The sequence below is a fragment of the Streptomyces sp. NPDC015032 genome (assembly GCF_043080425.1).
Taxonomy (GTDB): Bacteria; Actinomycetota; Actinomycetes; order Streptomycetales; family Streptomycetaceae; genus Streptomyces.
Map to the genome: position 1 here is coordinate 63794 of NZ_JBIBVN010000016.1, position 18233 is coordinate 82026.

Annotated in this window: 16 protein-coding genes; 11 read left to right on the forward strand and 5 right to left on the reverse strand. The window is 68.2% G+C overall.

Annotation, left to right across the window (positions count from 1 at the left end; translation table 11 throughout):
- Positions 1–36 precede the first annotated feature (36 nt).
- Positions 37–1041 carry an NAD-dependent epimerase/dehydratase family protein gene (locus ACF08M_RS22715; RefSeq protein WP_392187076.1) on the reverse strand — a complete coding sequence of 335 codons (1005 nt, stop codon included), beginning with the start codon at positions 1039–1041 and terminating at the stop codon, positions 37–39.
- 45 nt (positions 1042–1086) lie between these two features.
- The gene (locus tag ACF08M_RS22720) at positions 1087–2055 is read right to left on the reverse strand and encodes an aldo/keto reductase (protein ID WP_392187077.1); all 969 of its coding nucleotides are present in this window, start codon (positions 2053–2055) and stop codon (positions 1087–1089) included.
- 225 nt (positions 2056–2280) lie between these two features.
- On the opposite strand from ACF08M_RS22720, the gene ACF08M_RS22725 reads away from it, so the two are divergent.
- The 8 genes from ACF08M_RS22725 (at position 2281) to ACF08M_RS22760 (ending at position 11562) form a co-directional block, all read left to right on the forward strand.
- Positions 2281–3576: an activator-dependent family glycosyltransferase gene (locus tag ACF08M_RS22725; RefSeq protein ID WP_392187078.1), complete on the forward strand. Its 1296-nt coding sequence runs from the start codon at positions 2281–2283 to the stop codon at positions 3574–3576.
- A gap of 18 nt (positions 3577–3594) precedes the next feature.
- Positions 3595–4833, forward strand: coding sequence for an activator-dependent family glycosyltransferase (locus ACF08M_RS22730; protein ID WP_392187079.1), 1239 nt, complete (start codon positions 3595–3597; stop codon positions 4831–4833).
- A 404-nt stretch (positions 4834–5237) separates the two neighbouring features.
- A complete protein-coding gene (locus ACF08M_RS22735) occupies positions 5238–5876 on the forward strand; it encodes a methyltransferase domain-containing protein (RefSeq protein ID WP_392187080.1) in 639 nt (212 codons plus the stop codon).
- 18 nt (positions 5877–5894) lie between these two features.
- On the forward strand, positions 5895–6977 hold the full coding sequence (locus ACF08M_RS22740; RefSeq protein WP_392187081.1) for an aminotransferase class I/II-fold pyridoxal phosphate-dependent enzyme: 1083 nt from the start codon (positions 5895–5897) through the stop codon (positions 6975–6977).
- Positions 6978–7306: 329 nt separating this feature from the next.
- On the forward strand, positions 7307–9199 hold the full coding sequence (locus ACF08M_RS22745) for a BTAD domain-containing putative transcriptional regulator (RefSeq protein ID WP_392187082.1): 1893 nt from the start codon (positions 7307–7309) through the stop codon (positions 9197–9199).
- Positions 9200–9271: 72 nt separating this feature from the next.
- Entirely contained in the window at positions 9272–9883 is a 612-nt protein-coding gene (locus ACF08M_RS22750; protein WP_392187083.1) for a dTDP-4-dehydrorhamnose 3,5-epimerase family protein, read from the forward strand.
- 165 nt (positions 9884–10048) lie between these two features.
- Entirely contained in the window at positions 10049–11278 is a 1230-nt protein-coding gene (locus ACF08M_RS22755) for a methyltransferase domain-containing protein (RefSeq protein WP_392187084.1), read from the forward strand.
- Positions 11279–11286: 8 nt separating this feature from the next.
- Positions 11287–11562 (forward strand): hypothetical protein, encoded by a 276-nt coding sequence (locus ACF08M_RS22760; protein ID WP_392187085.1) that lies wholly within the window; start codon positions 11287–11289, stop codon positions 11560–11562.
- A gap of 34 nt (positions 11563–11596) precedes the next feature.
- On the opposite strand, the gene ACF08M_RS22765 is transcribed toward ACF08M_RS22760, so the two are convergent.
- The gene (locus ACF08M_RS22765; protein WP_392187086.1) at positions 11597–12085 is read right to left on the reverse strand and encodes a PH domain-containing protein; all 489 of its coding nucleotides are present in this window, start codon (positions 12083–12085) and stop codon (positions 11597–11599) included.
- A gap of 90 nt (positions 12086–12175) precedes the next feature.
- Here ACF08M_RS22765 and ACF08M_RS22770 point away from each other — a divergent pair, with 90 nt between their 5' ends.
- From ACF08M_RS22770 to ACF08M_RS22780, 3 genes are all read left to right on the forward strand, one after another.
- Positions 12176–12712 carry a GNAT family N-acetyltransferase gene (locus tag ACF08M_RS22770; protein WP_392187087.1) on the forward strand — a complete coding sequence of 179 codons (537 nt, stop codon included), beginning with the start codon at positions 12176–12178 and terminating at the stop codon, positions 12710–12712.
- 175 nt (positions 12713–12887) lie between these two features.
- Positions 12888–14021, forward strand: a complete 1134-nt coding sequence (locus ACF08M_RS22775) for a hypothetical protein (protein WP_392187088.1) — start codon at positions 12888–12890, stop codon at positions 14019–14021.
- Entirely contained in the window at positions 14018–15553 is a 1536-nt protein-coding gene (locus tag ACF08M_RS22780; protein ID WP_392187089.1) for an aromatic amino acid lyase, read from the forward strand. Before ACF08M_RS22775 ends, ACF08M_RS22780 begins: the two co-directional genes overlap by 4 nt.
- A gap of 76 nt (positions 15554–15629) precedes the next feature.
- Here ACF08M_RS22780 and ACF08M_RS22785 read toward each other — a convergent pair whose 3' ends face one another.
- Both ACF08M_RS22785 and ACF08M_RS22790 read right to left on the reverse strand, forming a co-directional pair.
- On the reverse strand, positions 15630–16913 hold the full coding sequence (locus ACF08M_RS22785; RefSeq protein ID WP_392187090.1) for a flavin-dependent oxidoreductase: 1284 nt from the start codon (positions 16911–16913) through the stop codon (positions 15630–15632).
- Positions 16862–18232 carry an activator-dependent family glycosyltransferase gene (locus ACF08M_RS22790; protein ID WP_392187091.1) on the reverse strand — a complete coding sequence of 457 codons (1371 nt, stop codon included), beginning with the start codon at positions 18230–18232 and terminating at the stop codon, positions 16862–16864. The genes ACF08M_RS22785 and ACF08M_RS22790 overlap by 52 nt, the downstream gene beginning before the upstream one ends.
- Between the last annotated feature and the right edge of the window lies 1 nt (position 18233).

Here is an 18233-nt window from a genome sequence, read left to right on the forward strand (position 1 = left end):
TGTTGAGAGCGGGCAAACCGACGGACGCGGCCCGGCTCAGGACTGTCCGGGCGGGGTGGCCGCGAGCTCGGCGGCCGTGGCGGTCACCGCGTCCTCCCAGCGAATCCGCGGACTCCACCCGGCGGCCTCCTGGAAGGCCGAGGGGTCGATGACGAAGTCGAGGAAGTCGGTGGGTCCTGCCTGGTCGGGCGGGGCCACGGAGGTGACCGGCACCGGGGGCCGTCCGGTGGCCTCCGACACCGCCCGGGCGATCCCGGCGAACAGTTCGCCGATGGTGGTGGCCCGCCCGGTGCCCACCAGCCAATGACGTCCCGCCAGCCGGTCGGCGTGGTCGAGGGCCGCGACCACCGCGCGGGCCGTGTCGTCGATGCAGACCAGATCCCTGGTGATGCCGCCGTCGTGCCACATCGTCAGCGGCCGGCCGGCGAAGGCGCGGCGCATCATCACCGCGACCAGGCCCTTGTCCAGGGCGCTGGCGGCCCTGCCCTGTCCGAACAGGGTGGCAAGCCGCAGCGTCGTCCCGCGCACCACGCCCTGGGCGGTCGCGGCCTTCAGGGCCAGCTCGGCATCCATCTTGTGCCGGTCGTACGTGGTCAGGGGCTGGTCCGGGGTGCTCTCGGTGATGCGCTCGGAGGTGAACTTGCCCGTCTGTGACATGGAGCCGGTGAAGATCACCACTGGTGGCCGGGTACGCCGCTGGACGCGCAGCGCGTCGATGACCTCGTGCACGAGCCCCAGATTGACCCGCTCGGCGAGGACGTCGTCCGAGGACACCCGCCAGGTGGCCGCGCCGACGACATGCGCGACGAGGTGCAGGACCGCGTCAGCGCCCTCGACGGCTTCGGCCACCGCACCGGGCGTGGTCAGGTCGACCCGGCGGATCTCCACCTCGGCCCGGTGCCGCTCGGGCACCGCGATGGGGCGTCGGCCGACCAGCCGCAGTCGCAGCCGACGGCTCGCCAGTTCGCGCGTCACCGCCGTGCCGAGCAGGCCGGAGGCGCCGAGCAGGACGACCAGAGGGGGGGCGGGGCTGTCGGTCATTTCTCTCTCCTTCGCAGAGCCGCTTTCGCCGGCCGGGGAGGCCGGTCAGCTTCCGGAACGCGCGTAGTCCCACTGCATCCGCCCGACGACCGCCGGAAGCCGCGCCAGATCCCGCAGGTCCTCGTCGGTGAGTTCGAGACTCGCCGCGGCCGTGTTCTGTTCCAGCCAGCGCGGACGCTTGGTCGCGGGAATGGGTATCACCAGCTCGCTCTGTGCCAGTACCCAGGCGATGGAGACCTGCGCCGTGGTTGCCCCGTGCCGGCGGGCGACCCTTGTCAGACCGTCGACGATCGTCCGGTTCACGGCGAAGGCGTGTTCGTCGAACCGGGGATCGCGGGACCGTGCGTCCTTCTCGTCCAGTGCCGCGTGGTCGACCAGTCCGGTGAGAAGGCCCCGGCCCAGCGGGGAGAACGCGAGAAAGGGAGTGCCCGTCGTCTCGCACCACTTGAGTACGTCGTCCTGGGCGTGCCTGGCCAGGACGGAGAGTTCGTACTGGACGGCGCTGATGGGGAACTGCCCGTTGATCCGCTCCAGTTCCTCGACACTGGCGTGGGAGATGCCGAGCCCCCTGGCCTTCCCGGCTCGCACCAGCTCGGCCATGGCACCCCAGGTCTCCTCCAGCGGTACGTCCGGATCGACGCGGTGCAGCTGGTAGAGGTCGATCGTGTCCGTCGCCAGGCGGCTGAGCGAAGCGTCGCAGGCGGCCCGGATGTGCTGTGGCCGGCCGTCGCGGCTCAGCGTGCCGTCGGGGTTGGTGACCAGACCGCATTTCGTGGCGATCACGGCACGGTCCCGATGGCTCTTCAAGGCCCGTCCGAGCAGCCGCTCGTTGCTGTAGGGCCCATAGATGTCCGCAGTGTCGAAAATTCTGATGCCGAGATCGAGCGCCCGGTGAACAACTCGGACAGAGTCCTCCTCGTCCTGTTGGATCGGGCCGTATCCGCGTGATAGCGAAGTACAGCCGAGCCCCACTCTGATCGGTTTGGAATCGTCATCCATGAGAATGTTGCGCATGATTTTCCATCCTGGCCCCGGCTGCTTGGATGCGGCAAGTACGAGGCGGGCCGAAGGCGTAGAAGAGAAAAACTGGCAGTACGTTATCGATGCCAGCCGGAATCATCCAGAATCCTGTTGCCTGTGGTGTCCGTCCCGCCGGCGGGACGGACACCACAGGCAACAGGACGCCGGTAAATCGCCGGTGAAACCCCGGAACAACCCGCCGCCGACCGTGGAGCACGCATGCGCATTCTTTTCACCACGTACTCGGAGAAGACCCACTTCCATGCGATGGTGCCACTGGCCTGGGCGCTGGTGGGCGCCGGCCACGAGGTACGGGTGGCCAGTCAGCCCGCGCTGACGGAGGTGATCACCCGCAGCGGGCTCACCGCGGTTCCCGTCGGCTCCGACCATCACCTCTGGCGCGTACTGGACCGATTTCTGAATCCGCGCTTTGCCGCGGCGAATCCTGAGCTGTACAAGCAGATCCGTGCCGTGGATCTGCCGCCGTTCGATACCGCCGACGATCCTGTGGAGGACATCTCCTGGGAGTATCTGCAATCGGGATACGACACCGTCGTCCGCAGTTGGTACCGGATGATCAACGATCCGATGACCAGCGATCTGGTCGCCTTCGCGCAGCAGTGGAAACCGGATCTGGTGATATGGGAGCAGGCCACCTACGCGGGCCCGATCGCAGCCAAGGCGGTGGGGGCCGCCCATATAAGGATGCCCTGGTGTCTGGACATCTTCGGGAAGACCCGGGAGAATTTCCTCCGACTACGCGAGAAACAGCCCGAACACGCACGACGGGATCCACTCGGTGAATGGCTCGGCGAGAATTGTGAAAAATATGGGGTCGAGTTCTCCGAGGACATGACGACGGGGCAGTCGACCATCGATCAGTATCCGAGTCCGCTACAGCTCACGGCGGACATCGAGTACCTGCCGATGCGGTACGTGCCGTACAACGGGGTCTCCGTCGTCCCGGACTGGTTGTGGGAGCCGCCGGCGAAGCCACGGGTCTGCCTGACTCTCGGCGTCTCCGCGACTCAACGGTTCGGCGGATATCCGGTCGGTGTCGGCGAGATCCTCGACGCGCTGGCCGATGTGGATGCCGAGATCGTGGCGACACTGTCCGAGGAGGCGCAGAGCGAACTGAAACGAGTGCCCGACAACGTCCGACTCGTCTCTTTCGTTCCGCTGAGCGCGCTCATGCCGACCTGCGTCGCGTCGATCAACCACGGCGCCTTCGGCACCTTCAACACCACGGCACTCGCCGGGGTTCCGCAGCTGACCATTCCCGAGCAGCACGACAATCCCCCGGTCTGCGACCGGCTGGTCCGGTACGGCGCCGGACTGACGGAGTACTACACGGACGTCACCGGCGACAAGGTCCGCGGCCACCTTGTCCGGTTGCTCGACGAGCCCTCCTTCACCACCGCCGCGGCCGCCCTGCGTGAGGAGATGCTGGCCATGCCGACCCCGCGCGACCTGGTTCCCCAACTGGTCCGGGCGACTGCCCGGCACCGGCCCTGATCGCGATCTGGAGCAGAGGTGCGCATTCTCTTCACCACGTACTCCGACCGGAGCCTGCTGCTGTCCATGGTGCCGCTGGCCTGGGCACTGCGCAGCGCGGGCCATGACGTACGGGTCGCCAGCACCCCCAACCTGACCGACGTGATCACAGGTGCGGGCCTGCCCGCGGTGCCGGTCGGACGGGACGACGGCTTCTCCCGCATGCTGGGGGACGAGCCCGCGTCCCTGCTGACCGGTCTGCTTCCGCCGTACGACGTGGCGGCCGCCCCCGAGCGCGCCACCTGGGAGTACATGCGGTCGGGTTACGAGACCGTCGTCCGCTGGTGGCACAAGACGGCCAATGTGCCGATGATCCTGGACCTGGTCGACTTCGCCCGGCAGTGGCGGCCGGATCTGGTGCTGTGGGAACCCAACACCTTCGCGGGTGCCATCGCGGCGAAGGCCAGCGGCGCCGCGCACGGACGGCTGCTGTGGAGCGTGGACGTCTTCGGTGTCGCCCGTGAGCACTATCTACGGCTGAAGGCCGGCCAAAACGAGGCGGCCGATCCGCTGGCCCAGTGGCTGAGCACCTATGCCGACCACTACGGATTCGACTTCACGGAGGAGCTGGTCACCGGGTCATTCACCATCGACCAGCTGCCCGACTCGATGCGGATGGAGGCACGGCTGCGCTACCTGCCCATGCAGTACATGCCGTACGGCGGCCCCGCCGTGGTGCCGCCTTGGCTGCGGGGCCCTGCAGAACGCCCTCGGGTCGCGATCACACTCGGCATCACCAGCATCGCGCGGTTCGGCAGTTACAACGTCGACGTGGGGGAGCTCCTGGACGCGCTGGCCGATCTCGACATCGAGATCGTCGCCACGATCGCCGAACAGGAGCAGCGGAAACTGTCCAGCGTGCCACGGAACACGCGGCTTGTTCCCTATGTCCCCTTGCAGGCGCTGGCCCCGACCTGCTCGGCGCTCATTCAGCACGGTGGTCCTGGCACCCTCCTCACCACGGCACGGCATGCCATTCCGCAGCTGCTGCTGCCATGGGAGTTCGACGCCCCCGAACTGGCCCGGCGCTTCGCCGCCCAGGGCGCGGGAATCTCCGTCGAGGCGAGCCGGGTGACCGCCCCCGTCATCCGGGAGAACCTGCTGCGGCTACTGAACGAACGGTCCTTCCGCGACGCCGCGGCAGGGCTGCGCGAGGAGATGCGGAAGCAGCCCACCCCTCTGGAGCTGGTGCCCGTACTGGAGGAGCTCGCGGCGTAATCAGCACCCGTCACACCCACCGACATGGCCCTTCGGCTCAGGAGAGCATCATCGCCAGCACCGACTTCGTTCATCCTCAGCTCGCACCGCTGTTCACCGGCGCCGTCGCGGCCCACGCGACCGTCCTCGCGGACGACCTGGGGCTCTTCGAGAGACTCGCCAAAGAACCCATCAAGGAATCGGACCTGGACAAGGCTCCCTGGTCCGCCCACCGCATCAGAATCACGGGAGTTCTGAAGGCTCTGTGCCGAGCGGGCGCGGTCGAACACCGCGACTTCTCCTACGAGCTCACCGAACTCGGCTCGGACCTGCGGCAGCAGGCACCGGTCTTCAAGCTGTGGTTCGGCGCCTACGCCTCCGTCCTGGCCGGCGCCGTCGCCGATACGCCGGACCCGGCGACGCTGGTGAGAGGCGCCGTGGTCGCGGAGGCGTCCAGCCGCGTCGGGGCCCAGTACCTGGACGAGACGATCCTTGACCTCGTCGCCTCCCTGGCACCGCGAGGGCCCCTGTGCGACCTGGGGTGCGGTACGGGATCGCGACTGCTCGCCATGTGCACGCGCGCGGGGCAGCCCGGACTCGGATTCGACATCTCCGCGGCGGCGGTCGACGCCGCCCAGCGCACGGTGCGGGACGCGCGCGCGGTGGGTGTCGCACTCGACATCCGGGAGGCCGACGTCGCCCGGCTCACGGAGAACCGGCCTGAGGTGGACATCGTCACCCAGGCGTTCATGACCCACCACATAGCGCCCGATGACCACTGCGTGACCGTACTGCGCTCCTACCAGGAGCGGTTCCCCAACGCCCGCTACCTGGTCGTCTTCGACACCGTCGTCTCCCCCACCACCTCCGCGCCGGCACCGGAGCTGTTCGCGCCGGGGTTCGACTACATCCACGCGCTCCAAGGCATGGAACCCCGTACGTACGCAGCCGCCCGGCGGGTGTTCGCCGAGGCCGGCTACCGCTGCCTGCGTGAGATCACGCTCGATGTCCCCAACAGCTACGCCTGGGTGCTCCAGCCCGACGGCAGAACCGCGCGCCCATAAAGGGAGGTACGCACCACCATGCCATCCGCCCTGCCACCGAGAGTGGTGACGACGGACCAGTTCCCCGCCTACCGCGACGACGAGACACCGTCCGCCACCCCCTCCGGGGACCTGTGGGACCTGTCCAACAACGAGATCTCCTTGCCGCCGCTGCCCCAGGTGCTCTCGATCCTGCGGAGCGAGAGCGGACGAGCCCACCTCTACCCCGACCCGCGCGCCCAGTGCCTCGTGGACGCGCTGTCCGAACACTTCCCGGTGGACCGGGGATCGATTCTGGTGGGGCCGGGCAGTGCCGGCGTTCTCCAGCAGCTCCTGCTGACCCTGTGCGGTCCCGGGGACGAGGTGATCTACGCGAAACCGTGCTTCGACGCGTATCCCCTCCTGGTCGCGACCTCCGCCGCCCGAGGGGTCCCCGTGCCGCTGACGGCGACGGGGGAACACGACCTGCACGCCATGCGCGCCCGGGTCGGCACGGACACGCGCGTCATCATCCTGTGCTCTCCGCACAACCCGACCGGGACGTCCCTGACGCCCTCCGACCTCCGTGACTTCCTCGTCGGCCTCCCACCCGGTGTGATCACGATCCTCGATCAGGCGTATGCCGAGTTCGACGAGGGGGCGGACCCCCGGGACCTGGGACTCTTCCACGCACACGGCGATGTGGTCGTGCTGCGTACCTTCTCCAAGGCGCACGGCCTGGCCGGCTTGCGCGTCGGATACGCCGTCGCGCCGCCCGCCCTCGTGGCGCGCGCCCGCAAGACGGCCATCCCGTTCTCCGTCACACGCGGCGCGGAGCGTGCGGCCATCGCCTCGCTGAGGGAGCAGGACACCCTGCGGCAGCGGATGGCGTACGTCCGCGGACAACGCGCGAGCCTCTTCCGGCACCTGTCCGACGCCGGCCTCGCGCCGCTGCCCTCGCGCGGCAACTTCCTCTGGATTCCTCTCGGCGCCGGAAGCGAACGCTTCGCCGAGGAGTCGGCCCGCGTGGGCGTCAAGGTCCGCGCGTACCCAGGTCAGGGCGTGCGGGTCACCGTGGGGAGCGAGGAGGCTCACCGGCTGCTGATATCGGCGGCCCGCGATTTCAGCCGGGCTGCCACATAGGGTCCGCGGACCCCCACGAGACGGAGCCCGGCCCCGGCGCCCCGGTCGGCCACCCTGCCCGGCCGGGGCGCCCCCGTACGTCGCCCCCTGGATCCCTGAATCGGCCCCGGTAATCGATCGTTCAGTCAGCGCGCCTGCGACGTAGGATGCTTGCTGTGCAACGGGGGGAGCCAGGCAGCACGCGGAGCGGTGCAACGCCGTAGCGAGCCAACACGATCCCAAATAACCAAATTTCTTTCAGTCCTGACCACTGGATCAGGTTGATTTGATCAGGATCAGGAGCCGCGCACGCACTCCAACGGGGGTGCACACAATGGAGAGTGCAGGGTATGGGGGATACAACTCACGTCACCCTCTTGGGACCGGTCATGGCCTTCAGGGACGGGCAGGGGTTAGAACTCGGCTCACCGAGACAGCGCACCTTGTTCGCGGTACTGGCCGCGCACGCCAACCAGGTGATCAGCCGCGAGGAGTTGGTGACCGCCGTCTGGGGACTCGATGCCCCGGCGACCGCGATGAACAGTGTGTACACCTACGTCGCCCGGCTGCGCCGCCTGCTGGAGCCGGCCCGTTCGCAGCGCGGGCCTTCGGATCTGCTGGTGTCCGACAGCCTGGGATACCGACTGCAACTACCTCCCAGCCAGGTGGACTTCAAGAGGTTCAAAGCGCATCTGAAGCGTGCCAGGCGGCTGAAGGAAACGCAGGCGGTCGAGCGTGCGGTCCAGGAGATCAATGCCGCGCTGGCGCTGTGGCACGGCGCTCCCTACGGCGGAGCGACCGGCCCCTTCGCGGATGCCGAGCGCAGGGCCCTCACCGAGTTGCGGCTGACCGCCATCGAGGACCGGATGGAACTGCTGCACCAGTTGGAGCATGATGTCGACTTCAGCGGCGAGCTGTCCGAATTATCATCACTGGTACGGAAATATCCGCTGCGTGAGCGGCTGCGCCATCTGCTGATGCTCGGTTACACGCGGTTCGGCAGACAGGTCGAGGCAGTCGAGGAGTACCACGACCTGCGCACCAGGCTGGCCGAAGAGCAGGGGCTGGAGCCCGGGGAGCGAATTCAGCGCTTTTATGAGGACATACTGCGCATCGGGCCATCGAGCAGGATGTCCCTCCCCTTGCCGGAGGCCGAACCCGCCGGGCCGCCGAGCGTGCCGACCGCGTCCGGGCGGGCGGCGCCCCCCACGCAACTGGCCCAGCTGGCACGGGACATACCGGACTTCACCGGACGCGCGGCCGAACTCCGGCAGCTGCGTCAACTGGTGGAGTCCGCCGAGAGTGCGGGTGAGAGTGCCGTCATCCTGATCAACGGGGCCCCGGGCATCGGCAAGACGGCGGTCGCGATCCGGATCGCTCACGCCCTCTCCCCGCGCTTCCCCGACGGGCAGTTGCAGCTGGATCTGCGGGGATACGGTGACGGGCCCGGGCCGATGCAGCTGGACGAGGCGCTGCGTCATCTCCTGGACGCGCTGGGGGCGCCCCCACGGGCGGGCATGGACATCGAGCGCCAACGTACGTTGCTGCGCAGTCTGGTGGCCGGCCGACGGCTGCTCATCCTGTTGGACAACGCGGCCTACGTCCAGCAGGTCCGGCCACTTCTGCTGGGTGATGCCTCCTGTCTGGTCATCGTCACCAGCCGGAACTCCCTGACGGGGCTCACCGTGCGGGACGGAGCGCGGCGTATCACTCTGAGCGGGATGGCGGAGGACGGTGTCGAGCTGTTCGGCCGTATGGTGGGCCGGCCGTTGGCGGCCCACGCCGAGACCGAGGCGCGGCGACTGGTCGAGGCATGCGGTGGCATTCCGCTGGCCTTGCGCATCGCGGGCACCCGTATCGGCATGTACCCCGCGCCGGAGCGCGCCCTCGCCCGCTTCTGCGAGGGGGATCTGCTGGGACGGCTCGATGTGCTCGGCGACGACCACTCCTCTCTGAAGACCGTGTTCGGCTGGTCCTACGACCCGCTGCCGGAGGACGTCCGTCTGATGTTCCGCGCGCTCGGCGGCAGCACCAAGCCCGGGTTCGGTCTCAAATCCGCCGGGCGGCTGGCCGGCATCACCCCACGGGTCGCCCGTCGCGGTCTGGACGTCCTGGTGGAGGAGAGTCTGGTCCAGGAACCGGTGCACGACCACTTCCGTCTGAACCCGCTGATCTTCGCTTATGCGCGACATCTGTATCACCGCGATATGACGCTCGGGGCCACCCCGACGGTTTCCTGCTGAAGGATCGCATAAATCGCAGCATGAAGTTTCGGGGGTTGCAGCGGGACAAGCCTTCCACTCATTATCGGTGCGATGAAGATTACCGAGATGTCGATACCGAACGCGTTCCGGATCGTCCCGGAAATCCATGAGGACGAACGGGGCTCCTTTATGGAGCTGGTCCGTTCCAGTCTACTTTCCGAGGCCATCGGCTACCCGTTCGGGATCGGCCAGGCGAACTGCTCGCTGAGCAGCCGTAACACCATCCGCGGAATTCACGGAACCACACTGCCGCCGGGCCAGGCCAAACTCGTCACCTGCGTGAGGGGTTCGGTGCTGGATGTGGCCGTGGATCTGCGGGTAGGCTCGCCCACCTTCGGACAGTACGAGATGACCAGGCAGGACGCCGAGACCGGGGTGTCGGTCTACCTGTCCGACGGTATCGGCCATGCCTTTGTGGCATTGACCGACGATGCCTGCGTCAACTATCTGTGCTCGGAAAAATATGTGCACGGAACGATGATCGAGATCAATCCACTGGATCCCGACATCGGTATTCCGTGGGAGCTGGACGGTCCGCCGGTCATGTCGGACAAGGATGCCGCGGCGCCGGGACTGGCCGCCGCGGCGGACGCGGGAATGCTGCCCAGCTATGAGGAATGTCTGGAGTACTACGCCTCCCTCCGGCCGGCTGCCACGGCCTGAGCGAGTTCTGTCTCGCTGGCGGGACAGGGGTGAAAAGCCAGGAGTGCACTGAAGATCTGGGCCGGATCAGCACCGGGCCGGCCCGGCACAGATTTTCAGTGCGCTCCTGGGGTTCGGCCGGTGATTACTCCGGTCGGTTGTCGGTTCGTACGATCAGGAGTGGTGATGTCGACCGAGTTCGTGTGCCGTATATGCGGTGGCAAGGTCCATGAGTTTTTCGATTTCGGGCGCCAGCCGCTGTCCGATGCCTTTGTGGTCCCGGGGGCGGACAGCCGGAAGGAGTTCTTCTTCCGGCTGGCCACCGGAATCTGTGAGAAGTGCACGATGGTGCAGTTGACGGAGGAGGTCCCACGGGGGCACATGTTCCACGAGGACTACCCGTACCACTCCTCGGGATCCGCCTTCATGCGCGCCCATTTCGAGGAGTTCGCCGGGCGCCTGCTGGCCACCGAGCTGACCGCCGACGATCCGTTCGTCGTCGAGATGGGATGCAATGACGGCGTCATGCTGGGCACCCTCGCCGAGGCCGGTGTCCGGCACCTGGGCGTGGAGCCCTCCGGTGGTGTGGCGGATGTGGCCGCCGCCCGGGGAATCCGCGTACGGAAATCGTTCTTCGAGGAATCCACCGCACTGGACATTCTGAGCGAGGACGGCCCGGCGGACGTCATCTACGCGGCCAATACGCTGTGCCATATTCCCTATATGGATTCGATCCTGGCCGGAGTGAAGGTGCTGCTGGCGCCGGGCGGGGTCTTCGTCTTCGAGGATCCGTACCTCGGAGACATCATCGAACGCACGTCCTTCGACCAGATCTACGACGAGCACTTCTTCTTCTTCACCGCCCGGTCGGTGCAGGCGATGGCTGCCTTGCACGGTCTGGAACTGGTGGACGTCGAACGGCTCGCGGTGCACGGCGGCGAGGTCCGCTACACCCTCGCCCGCGCGGGAGCGAGGACACCGTCCGGCGCGGTGGTGGAACTGCTCGCCGAGGAGGACCGGAGAAAGGTAGCCGAACTCGCCACACTGGAGGAGTTCGGAAAGCGGGTCAACAAGATCCGTACAGACCTGGTCGCGCTGCTGAACCGGCTGCACGAAGAAGGCAGAACAGTCGTCGGGTACGGTGCCACCGCGAAGAGTGCGACCGTCAACAACTTTTGCGGAATCGGCCCCGGTCTGATTCCGTTCGTCTCGGACAGCACTCCGGCGAAGCAGGGACGCCTGACACCCGGCTCCCATATTCCGGTCCGCGATCCGAAGGCATTCGCCGACCCCTACCCCGATTACGCACTGCTGTTCGCCTGGAACCACGCGGACGAGATCATGGCGAAGGAACAGGAATTCAGCGCCGCAGGCGGCCGGTGGATTCTGTACGTCCCCGAGGTTCACATCGTGTAGTGCCACCGGTGCACGCACCGTCCTTCCCGTGTGCGTTCCTGTCCGGCGTCGCGGTGCCCCGGGACTCGGAGATCGTGCGGCGCACCGGTCACCAGTTGCAGGACTTCCCCCTGATCGTGCTGCTGCCGGTGTTCTTCGCCGGGGTGGGCCCGAACACCTCGATCGGCCCCCTAAGGGCTGTCCCCGGCTGCCGCACCGGCCGCCGCCGTGCTCGCGGTGGCGGCTCGGCGGTGGAGCCGGTCCGTACGGCCACCGCTGCCGGCTCAACCACCTCGACCACGTGACCGAGAAAAGAATCCCGGAAACATGTCGGCGGGTTCAGGATCCGGCACCGGTGGCCCGGGTGATCTGCTCGGCCACCGCCGTGGCCCGCTCCTCCCCCAGCCCCTCGATTTTCAGCGAGCCCTTCACCGATGCGGTGGTGACGGTGACCGTGGCCAGACCGAGACGCTTCCGCAAGGGACCGCGCACCGTATCGACCGACTGGATCCGGGACAGCGGTGCCATCTTCGACCGCTGCCAGAAATAGCCGGTGCGCACATAGACGGCGGCATCGGTGACTTCCCAGCGGTGCACCTCGAACCACCATTCCGGCAGCAGCAGCACGGTGGGCACGGAAAGTACGGCAACCACCGCGGCGGGCACGAAGAGCCAGTGACCGCCCACTTTGAACAGGCCCGGCACAACGGCATGCAGCACCAGAATCGCGATCGCGGCGGCGAAGAGAAGCGCCAGCCGGGCTCTCCACCAGCCGACCACGGGGCGGTCGAACCGGTTTCTCGGTGGCCCGGACGGCTCCCGCGTCATGGAAAAACCCCTGCCGTTGAACGAATGGCCGTGTCAACTTCCAGTGTAGGCAGGATCGATGAGGCGAAAGACGTGAATGACGTGCATGACGTGGACCACAGGAATGACGGACACGACAACAGAGTGATCTACCCGGAGACTTCCTCCCGGCGGGTCCTGCTGCGCCCCGCCACCGCGGCCGATCAGGCGGAGTTCTTCCGCACCGTGCTGCGGACCGGCGTGGAGAGTGTCCGGCTGCCGACCGGTCGGCCGGAGGGACCGCCGCCCCGGCCCGACGCCGCCTTTCAGGTGGTCAACAAGGCAGACGGCCAGGTGCTGGGCTTCAGCCTGCTGTTCGGCCTCGACCAGGCGGGACACATCCGCTGCGGGACCTATCTCGACCCGGAACTCAACCGCCTCGGAACCGGCTCCGAAGCCATCGGGTTGACCATCAACTACGCGTTCGCCATGTTCAATGTGGACCGGGTCATCACCGAGACCACCGAAGCGAGCCTGGATTCCTTCGGTATGCGGCCCGATGACAGCCGGATCCTCAGCACTCTGAACGACTATCTGTACTTCCGCGGCCGGCATTGGAACCTCTATGGGTTCCAGGTCGAGCGGAGTGAGTGGGTGACGGACGAATAGTGCCACCCGCACTGGCGCCCTTCCGGCACCAGTTCCTTTCTGCGAGAGGAATTCCGGCGTCTTCCTCGCGTCCCGCCGGCGAGACGTGCCCAGGACTTCCTTTTCCATGTGCCCGAACCGGCCCGGCGCTGTCCCCTTCACACACAAAAGGGCCACGACCTTGAGGGAGCATTCTGTGAGCTACCCCGAACTCACACCGCAGGAGCTGCTGCGCGAGGGGTTCACCTCGCCGAGGATCACCGATGAACCCTGGGTCGTGCGCTGGGACACGTTCCGCGGTGATCTCGCGGCCATCGAGGAGCTGGTGCTCGGCATGCTGCCGCCGACGGTGGCGTTCCAGACCTCCGGCACCACCGGAGCCAGTCAGACCTGGTACCGGAGCAAGGAATTCCTGTGGAACGAGGCCGGTATGCTTGCCCGGCTGCTCGCCCCGCGCCGGCCTGAGGCCGCCCTCTCGTTCGTCCACTCCAAGCATCTGTACGGAGCGCTGACCAGCGTGCTGGTGCCGGCACGGCTGGGCATTCCGGTCTGGTACCGGCCGCAGTTCGCCGGTCAGCTGCCCCCGGTCGGCGGCCACCGGCGCTGGGCGGTCATGGCCATTCCCTGGATCTTCTCACTGCTCCGGCGCCATATGGCCTGGGTCCGTTCCACCGACCAGATCACCGTCCTGCACGCCAGCGGGATGATTCCCGACGCCTCGCTGGACTTCCTCGCGGAGGCGGGTGCCGAACGGGCCCGGATCGTGGAGGTCTTCGGCGCCACGGAGTCCGGTGGGGTGGCCACACGGCAGTGGTCCGAGGGCACCCCACCGGACTGGAGCCTGATCGACGACGTGTCCTTCGCGGATCCGCTCCGGCCGGGCGAGGGCGAGGTGACACTGAAGGTCCGCAGTCCCCGGCTGGCCTTCCTGACCGCCGACGCGGCCCCGGAAAGCTGCGAACTGGACGACCACGTCGAGCGGTTGGACGACCGTGTCTTCCGGTTCACCGGGCGGCGCACCAGGCTCGTCAATGTCAATGGCCGCAGATTCAATCTGGACCGGCTGGAGGACCTGCTGCGGCCGGTGCTCGACTGCGCGGACTACGCCGTGCGCCCGGTGACCGACCCGCTGATCGGGGAACACGTCGAGCTGCTCGTGGTGCTGAAACCCGGCACCGAACTGGGCGACCTCGACCTGGGCTCGGCCTTCGAGCGGATGGGCCTGCGCCCCCGCGGCGTGCGCGCCGTCGACCGCATCGACCGCACCGAGATCGGCAAATTCCGCCGTGTTCAGAACATCGAAACGATTGATGCAGGAGCCATATCGTGACCGTGTCCGACCAAACCCGCGCCGAGTTCTCGCTCGGTGACATCCTTCACCGTGCCGGATGGGACGCCGAGCTGGCACCGCTCAGTGGCGAGGACATCGCCCGGATGCGGGCCTGTGCCGCCACCGTGGCCAAGCAACTCGCGGCCGACAAGCCCATTTACGGCCTCACCCAGGGATTCGGCCCGCTGGTGCTGTTCGAGGCGGAGTCGGAGCTGGAGCAGGGCGACAGCCTGATATCCCACCTCGGCTCCGCCCAGGGTGACCCACTGCCGCCAGAGGTGTGCCGACTGGTCGTCTGGCTCCGGCTCAACAGCATGCGCAAGGGCTTCTCCGCCGTGTCGCCGGACTTCTGGCAGTCCCTGGCGGACGCATGGAACGCCGGCTTCGTCCCGGCCATCCCACGGCACGGCACCGTCAGTGCCAGCGGCGACCTTCAGCCGCTCGCTCATGCCGCGCTCAGCCACACCGGGGTGGACCGGGCCTGGGTGAAGAACGCGGACGGGGACTGGGAGATCAGGCCCGCCGCCGAAGCGCTCGCCGCACTCGGTATCAAGCCGTTCGTCTGGCCGGTCCGGGAGGCCCTCGCGTTTGTGAACGGTACGGGTGTCGGCCTGGCCATGGCGATCGCGAACCAGCAGTCCGCACTGGCGCTGGTGCGCGCGGCGGCGCTGCTCACCGGCCGGATCAACGCGCTGCTGGGCGCCAATCCGGAGCACTACGAGGCCGGTCTGGGGATCGCGCGCGGCCAGCTCGGGCAGTTGCGGGCGGCCGCCTGGATCCGCGAGGAACTGCCGGCGGGAGCCGAACGCGATCCCGCGCGCCCGCTCCAGGAGCCGTACAGCCTGCGGTGCGGGCCGCAGGTCCTGGGCGCGGTGCTGGACCAGCTGGAGTTCGCCGGTGAGCTGCTGTGCCGGGAGGCCAACGGCTGCACCGACAACCCGATCGTCTTCGAGGACTCGGTTCTGCACGGCGGCAATTTCCACGCCATGCCGGTCGGCTTCGCCTCCGAACAGACCGGTCTGGCACTGCACTCGGCGGTCTATCTGTCGGAGCGGCAGCTGGGCCTGCTGGTGAGCCCGGTGACCAACGGCGATCTGCCGCCGATGCTCACGCCGCGACCGGGCCGCGGTGCGGGACTGGCGGGGGTACAGCTCAGCGCGACGTCGTTCGTCTCGCGCATCCGGCAGCTGGCCTACCCCGCCTCACTGACCACGCTGCCCACCAACGGCTGGAACCAGGACCATGTGCCGATGGCGCTCAACGGCGCCAACTCCGTTGCGGAGGCGCTGGAACTGGGCTGGCTGGTGATCGGCTCGCTCGGGGTGACCGTCGCCCAGCTGACCTCCATGCGGGGCAGCAGCACCGACGTGCCCGGACCATGGGCCCGGCTCGCCGTGATCTCCCCGCCGCTGGACGCGGACCGGCCGCTGGCGGCCGAGGTCCGTGCCGCCCGTGACGTACTGCGGCAGTCGGCCGAGGAGCTGCTGGCCGCCGACGCGGCCACCGGCACGCACGGCGGGGACGCGTCTTAGACGTCCGAGCCCTCGTATCTCCGGTGCCGTCGGCACCGGAGATACGAGGGTGTCGGCGTCCGAGGCCGAGCCCGGGTCAGGTGGACAGCGTGGCGTCGTAGCTGCGCCGTTGGTTCAACAGCACCGGGTCGAACCCCGCCAGTCGCTTGTACCGGGCGGCGATCTCCTCCCGCTCGGCCAGCGGCAGTACCCGCTCGATGTCCGTGAAGCCCTCGGGTGCCCTCTCGTGGGCGCGTTTCAGCACCAGTTCGGGGCCCATCTGCCGATTCGCCAGAGTGATCGCGCTCGTCGCGGGCCTGCGTTCGGCCTCGTAGGCCTCGCACGCCGGGCCCGGCTCGCCCGTCCTGGCGAGGGCGTCGCTGAGCACCCGGGCGTCAAGGATCGCCTGCGAGGCGCCGTTCGAGCCGATGGGGTACATGGGGTGGGCGGCGTCGCCGACCAGCGTCACCCGCCCATGGGTCCAGCGCGGCAGGGGATCCCGGTCCACCATGGGGTACTCGTACGCGGCCGCCGCCCGCCGGATGGTCCCGGCCACGTCCAGCCAGTCGAACCGCCAGTCCGCGAAGTGGGGCAGGAACTCGGCCACACGGACGGGGCGGTTCCAGTCCCCTCGATCTCCATCCGCCCGCTCCAGGGGGCGTTCCGCGATCCAGTTGATCTCGACCTTCCCGTCGGCGTCCGGGGCGGTGATCGGGTAGGCGACGAACTTCTGTTCATCGTTACCGGCCATGATCATCGAGCGGTCGCCGCGGAAGGGCCGGGCCCGGGTCGTACCGCGCCACAGCACCAGCCCGTTCCACAACGGCGCGGGCTCCGCCGGATACAGCCGGGCGCGGACCGTCGACCTGATGCCGTCGGCACCGATCAGGAGATCGCCCGTGAGCGCGGTCGTCGTTCCGCCGGTCCCGGGCGATCCGTAATGGGCCGTCACATCGGCGGAGGCGGAGGCGGAGGCGGCGGCCGTGGTGAAGCCGGTCAGCCGGTGCCCGGTCCGTATCGCGTCGGCACCGAGGCGGTCGGTCACGGCTTTGAGCAGCATCAGTTGCAGCCGACCGCGGTGCACCGAGTACTGCGGCCACTGGTAGCCCATGGCAAGACCACGCGGTTCGGACCAGATGAGCTGGCCGTGATGATTGAAGTACGCCAGTTCCCTGGTCGGGACCGCGATGGCGGCCAGCTCGTCGGCGAGGCCGAGTTCGGTGAGTTCGCGAACGGCGTGCGGGAGCAGGTTGATGCCCACACCGAGCGGTCTGATCTCGTCGGCCGCCTCGGTGACCGTGATGGACTCGACGCCGGCGGCGTGCAGGCTCAGCGCCGTGGCCAGGCCGGCGATGCCGCCGCCTGCGATGATGACGCGCATGTCGCTCCTTGGGACGTAGTGGGCCGTGTGCGGTGGTCGGCGGTCAGCTTCTGAAGGACCGGCACCAGCTCCCGGGGAGTGGGCATGCTGAGCATGTCCTCCCGGAGCGCGGCGGCGGCGGTGGCGAAGGACTGCTCTTCGAGCAGCCGCACCAGGTGCGCGCGGACCCGCTCGCCGGTGATGTCCGTGTAGAACTCGGACAGTCCGGCCCCGTACGCCCGCAGCCGTCGGCCGAGCATCGGGGTGTCGTGCTGCTCGGAGATCACCAGTTGGGGTACGGCGGAGGCCGCGACGGTGTTGGTGGTGCCGAAGCCGCCGTGGTGAATGGCCGCGGCACAGGTGGGCGCCAGCGCCTGCAAGGGCACGAACTCCACCAGCCGGGTGTTGTCCGGTACGCGGACCAGCTTGCCCCGTTCCTCCTCGGCGAGCGTGCCGACGAGTTCGATGTCGAGGTCGGCGACCGAGTCGAGGACGTCCTGCACACTGATCGGGTAGCCGCCGAACCGGTCCGTGCTGAACAGGCCGAGGGTCAGGCAGACCCGTGGCCGCGCCGGTGGCTCCCTCAGCCACCGTGGGACCACCGAGGTGCCGTTGTAGGGCACGTACCTCATCGGGACGTGGTGCACATCGGTGTCCAGCCGCAGGGGGGCGGGGTACTGGTCGAGGGTGAACTGGCCGGTGATCAACGACTCGGAGAACTCCACCCCGTACGCGGCGGCCTGGTCGCCCACCCATTCGCCGAGCGGGTCCTGGCGCTGTCCGGGCGGCTGCCGCTCCCGGAGCCGGAGGAACTTCTGCCGGGTCCTGGCGAAGATGTCCAGGGACCAGAGCAGGCGGCCGTGTGCCGCGCCCACGGCCTCGGCCGCGATCGGCCCACCGTGCGTGGTCGGCTCCCAGATCACCAGATCCGGCCGCCACTGCCGGGCGAAGCCGACCAGGTCCTCGGTCAGCGGATCATTGATGATCTTGTACCAGCTGCGCAGGATGTCTTCGTAGCCGGAGCGCAGATACTCCCAGCCGGTACTCTCGGCCGACTCCTCGGACCGGGCGAAGGGGGGCAGATCAACCCCTCGGATCCTGTTGTACGCCACAGGGTTCGCCTCGGCGAACCGCTGGGTGAGGAACCGGTTCGAGATCCGCCAGAGGGCGTGGTCGGTGCCCACCGGGACGGCGGTCAGCCCGGTCCGGGTGATCACCTCGGTCAGAGCGGGCTGGCTGGCCACCCGCACCTCGTGCCCGGCTGCAGCGAGCGCCCATGCCAGCGGGACCATGGCATGGAAATGGGTTGTCTCGGAATACGTGGCGAACAGGACGCGCATG

What these genes read in the sequence shown, in the direction of transcription:
- ACF08M_RS22715 (WP_392187076.1), bottom strand. Translation starts at nt 1,041, where the DNA reads ATGACCGACAGCCCCGCCCCCCCTCTGGTCGTCCTGCTCGGCGCCTCC.
- ACF08M_RS22720 (WP_392187077.1), bottom strand. Translation starts at nt 2,055, where the DNA reads ATGCGCAACATTCTCATGGATGACGATTCCAAACCGATCAGAGTGGGG.
- ACF08M_RS22725 (WP_392187078.1), top strand. Translation starts at nt 2,281, where the DNA reads ATGCGCATTCTTTTCACCACGTACTCGGAGAAGACCCACTTCCATGCG.
- ACF08M_RS22740 (WP_392187081.1), top strand. Translation starts at nt 5,895, where the DNA reads ATGCCATCCGCCCTGCCACCGAGAGTGGTGACGACGGACCAGTTCCCC.
- ACF08M_RS22745 (WP_392187082.1), top strand. Translation starts at nt 7,307, where the DNA reads ATGGGGGATACAACTCACGTCACCCTCTTGGGACCGGTCATGGCCTTC.
- ACF08M_RS22750 (WP_392187083.1), top strand. Translation starts at nt 9,272, where the DNA reads ATGAAGATTACCGAGATGTCGATACCGAACGCGTTCCGGATCGTCCCG.
- ACF08M_RS22755 (WP_392187084.1), top strand. Translation starts at nt 10,049, where the DNA reads ATGTCGACCGAGTTCGTGTGCCGTATATGCGGTGGCAAGGTCCATGAG.
- ACF08M_RS22765 (WP_392187086.1), bottom strand. Translation starts at nt 12,085, where the DNA reads ATGACGCGGGAGCCGTCCGGGCCACCGAGAAACCGGTTCGACCGCCCC.
- ACF08M_RS22785 (WP_392187090.1), bottom strand. Translation starts at nt 16,913, where the DNA reads ATGCGCGTCATCATCGCAGGCGGCGGCATCGCCGGCCTGGCCACGGCG.
- ACF08M_RS22790 (WP_392187091.1), bottom strand. Translation starts at nt 18,232, where the DNA reads ATGCGCGTCCTGTTCGCCACGTATTCCGAGACAACCCATTTCCATGCC.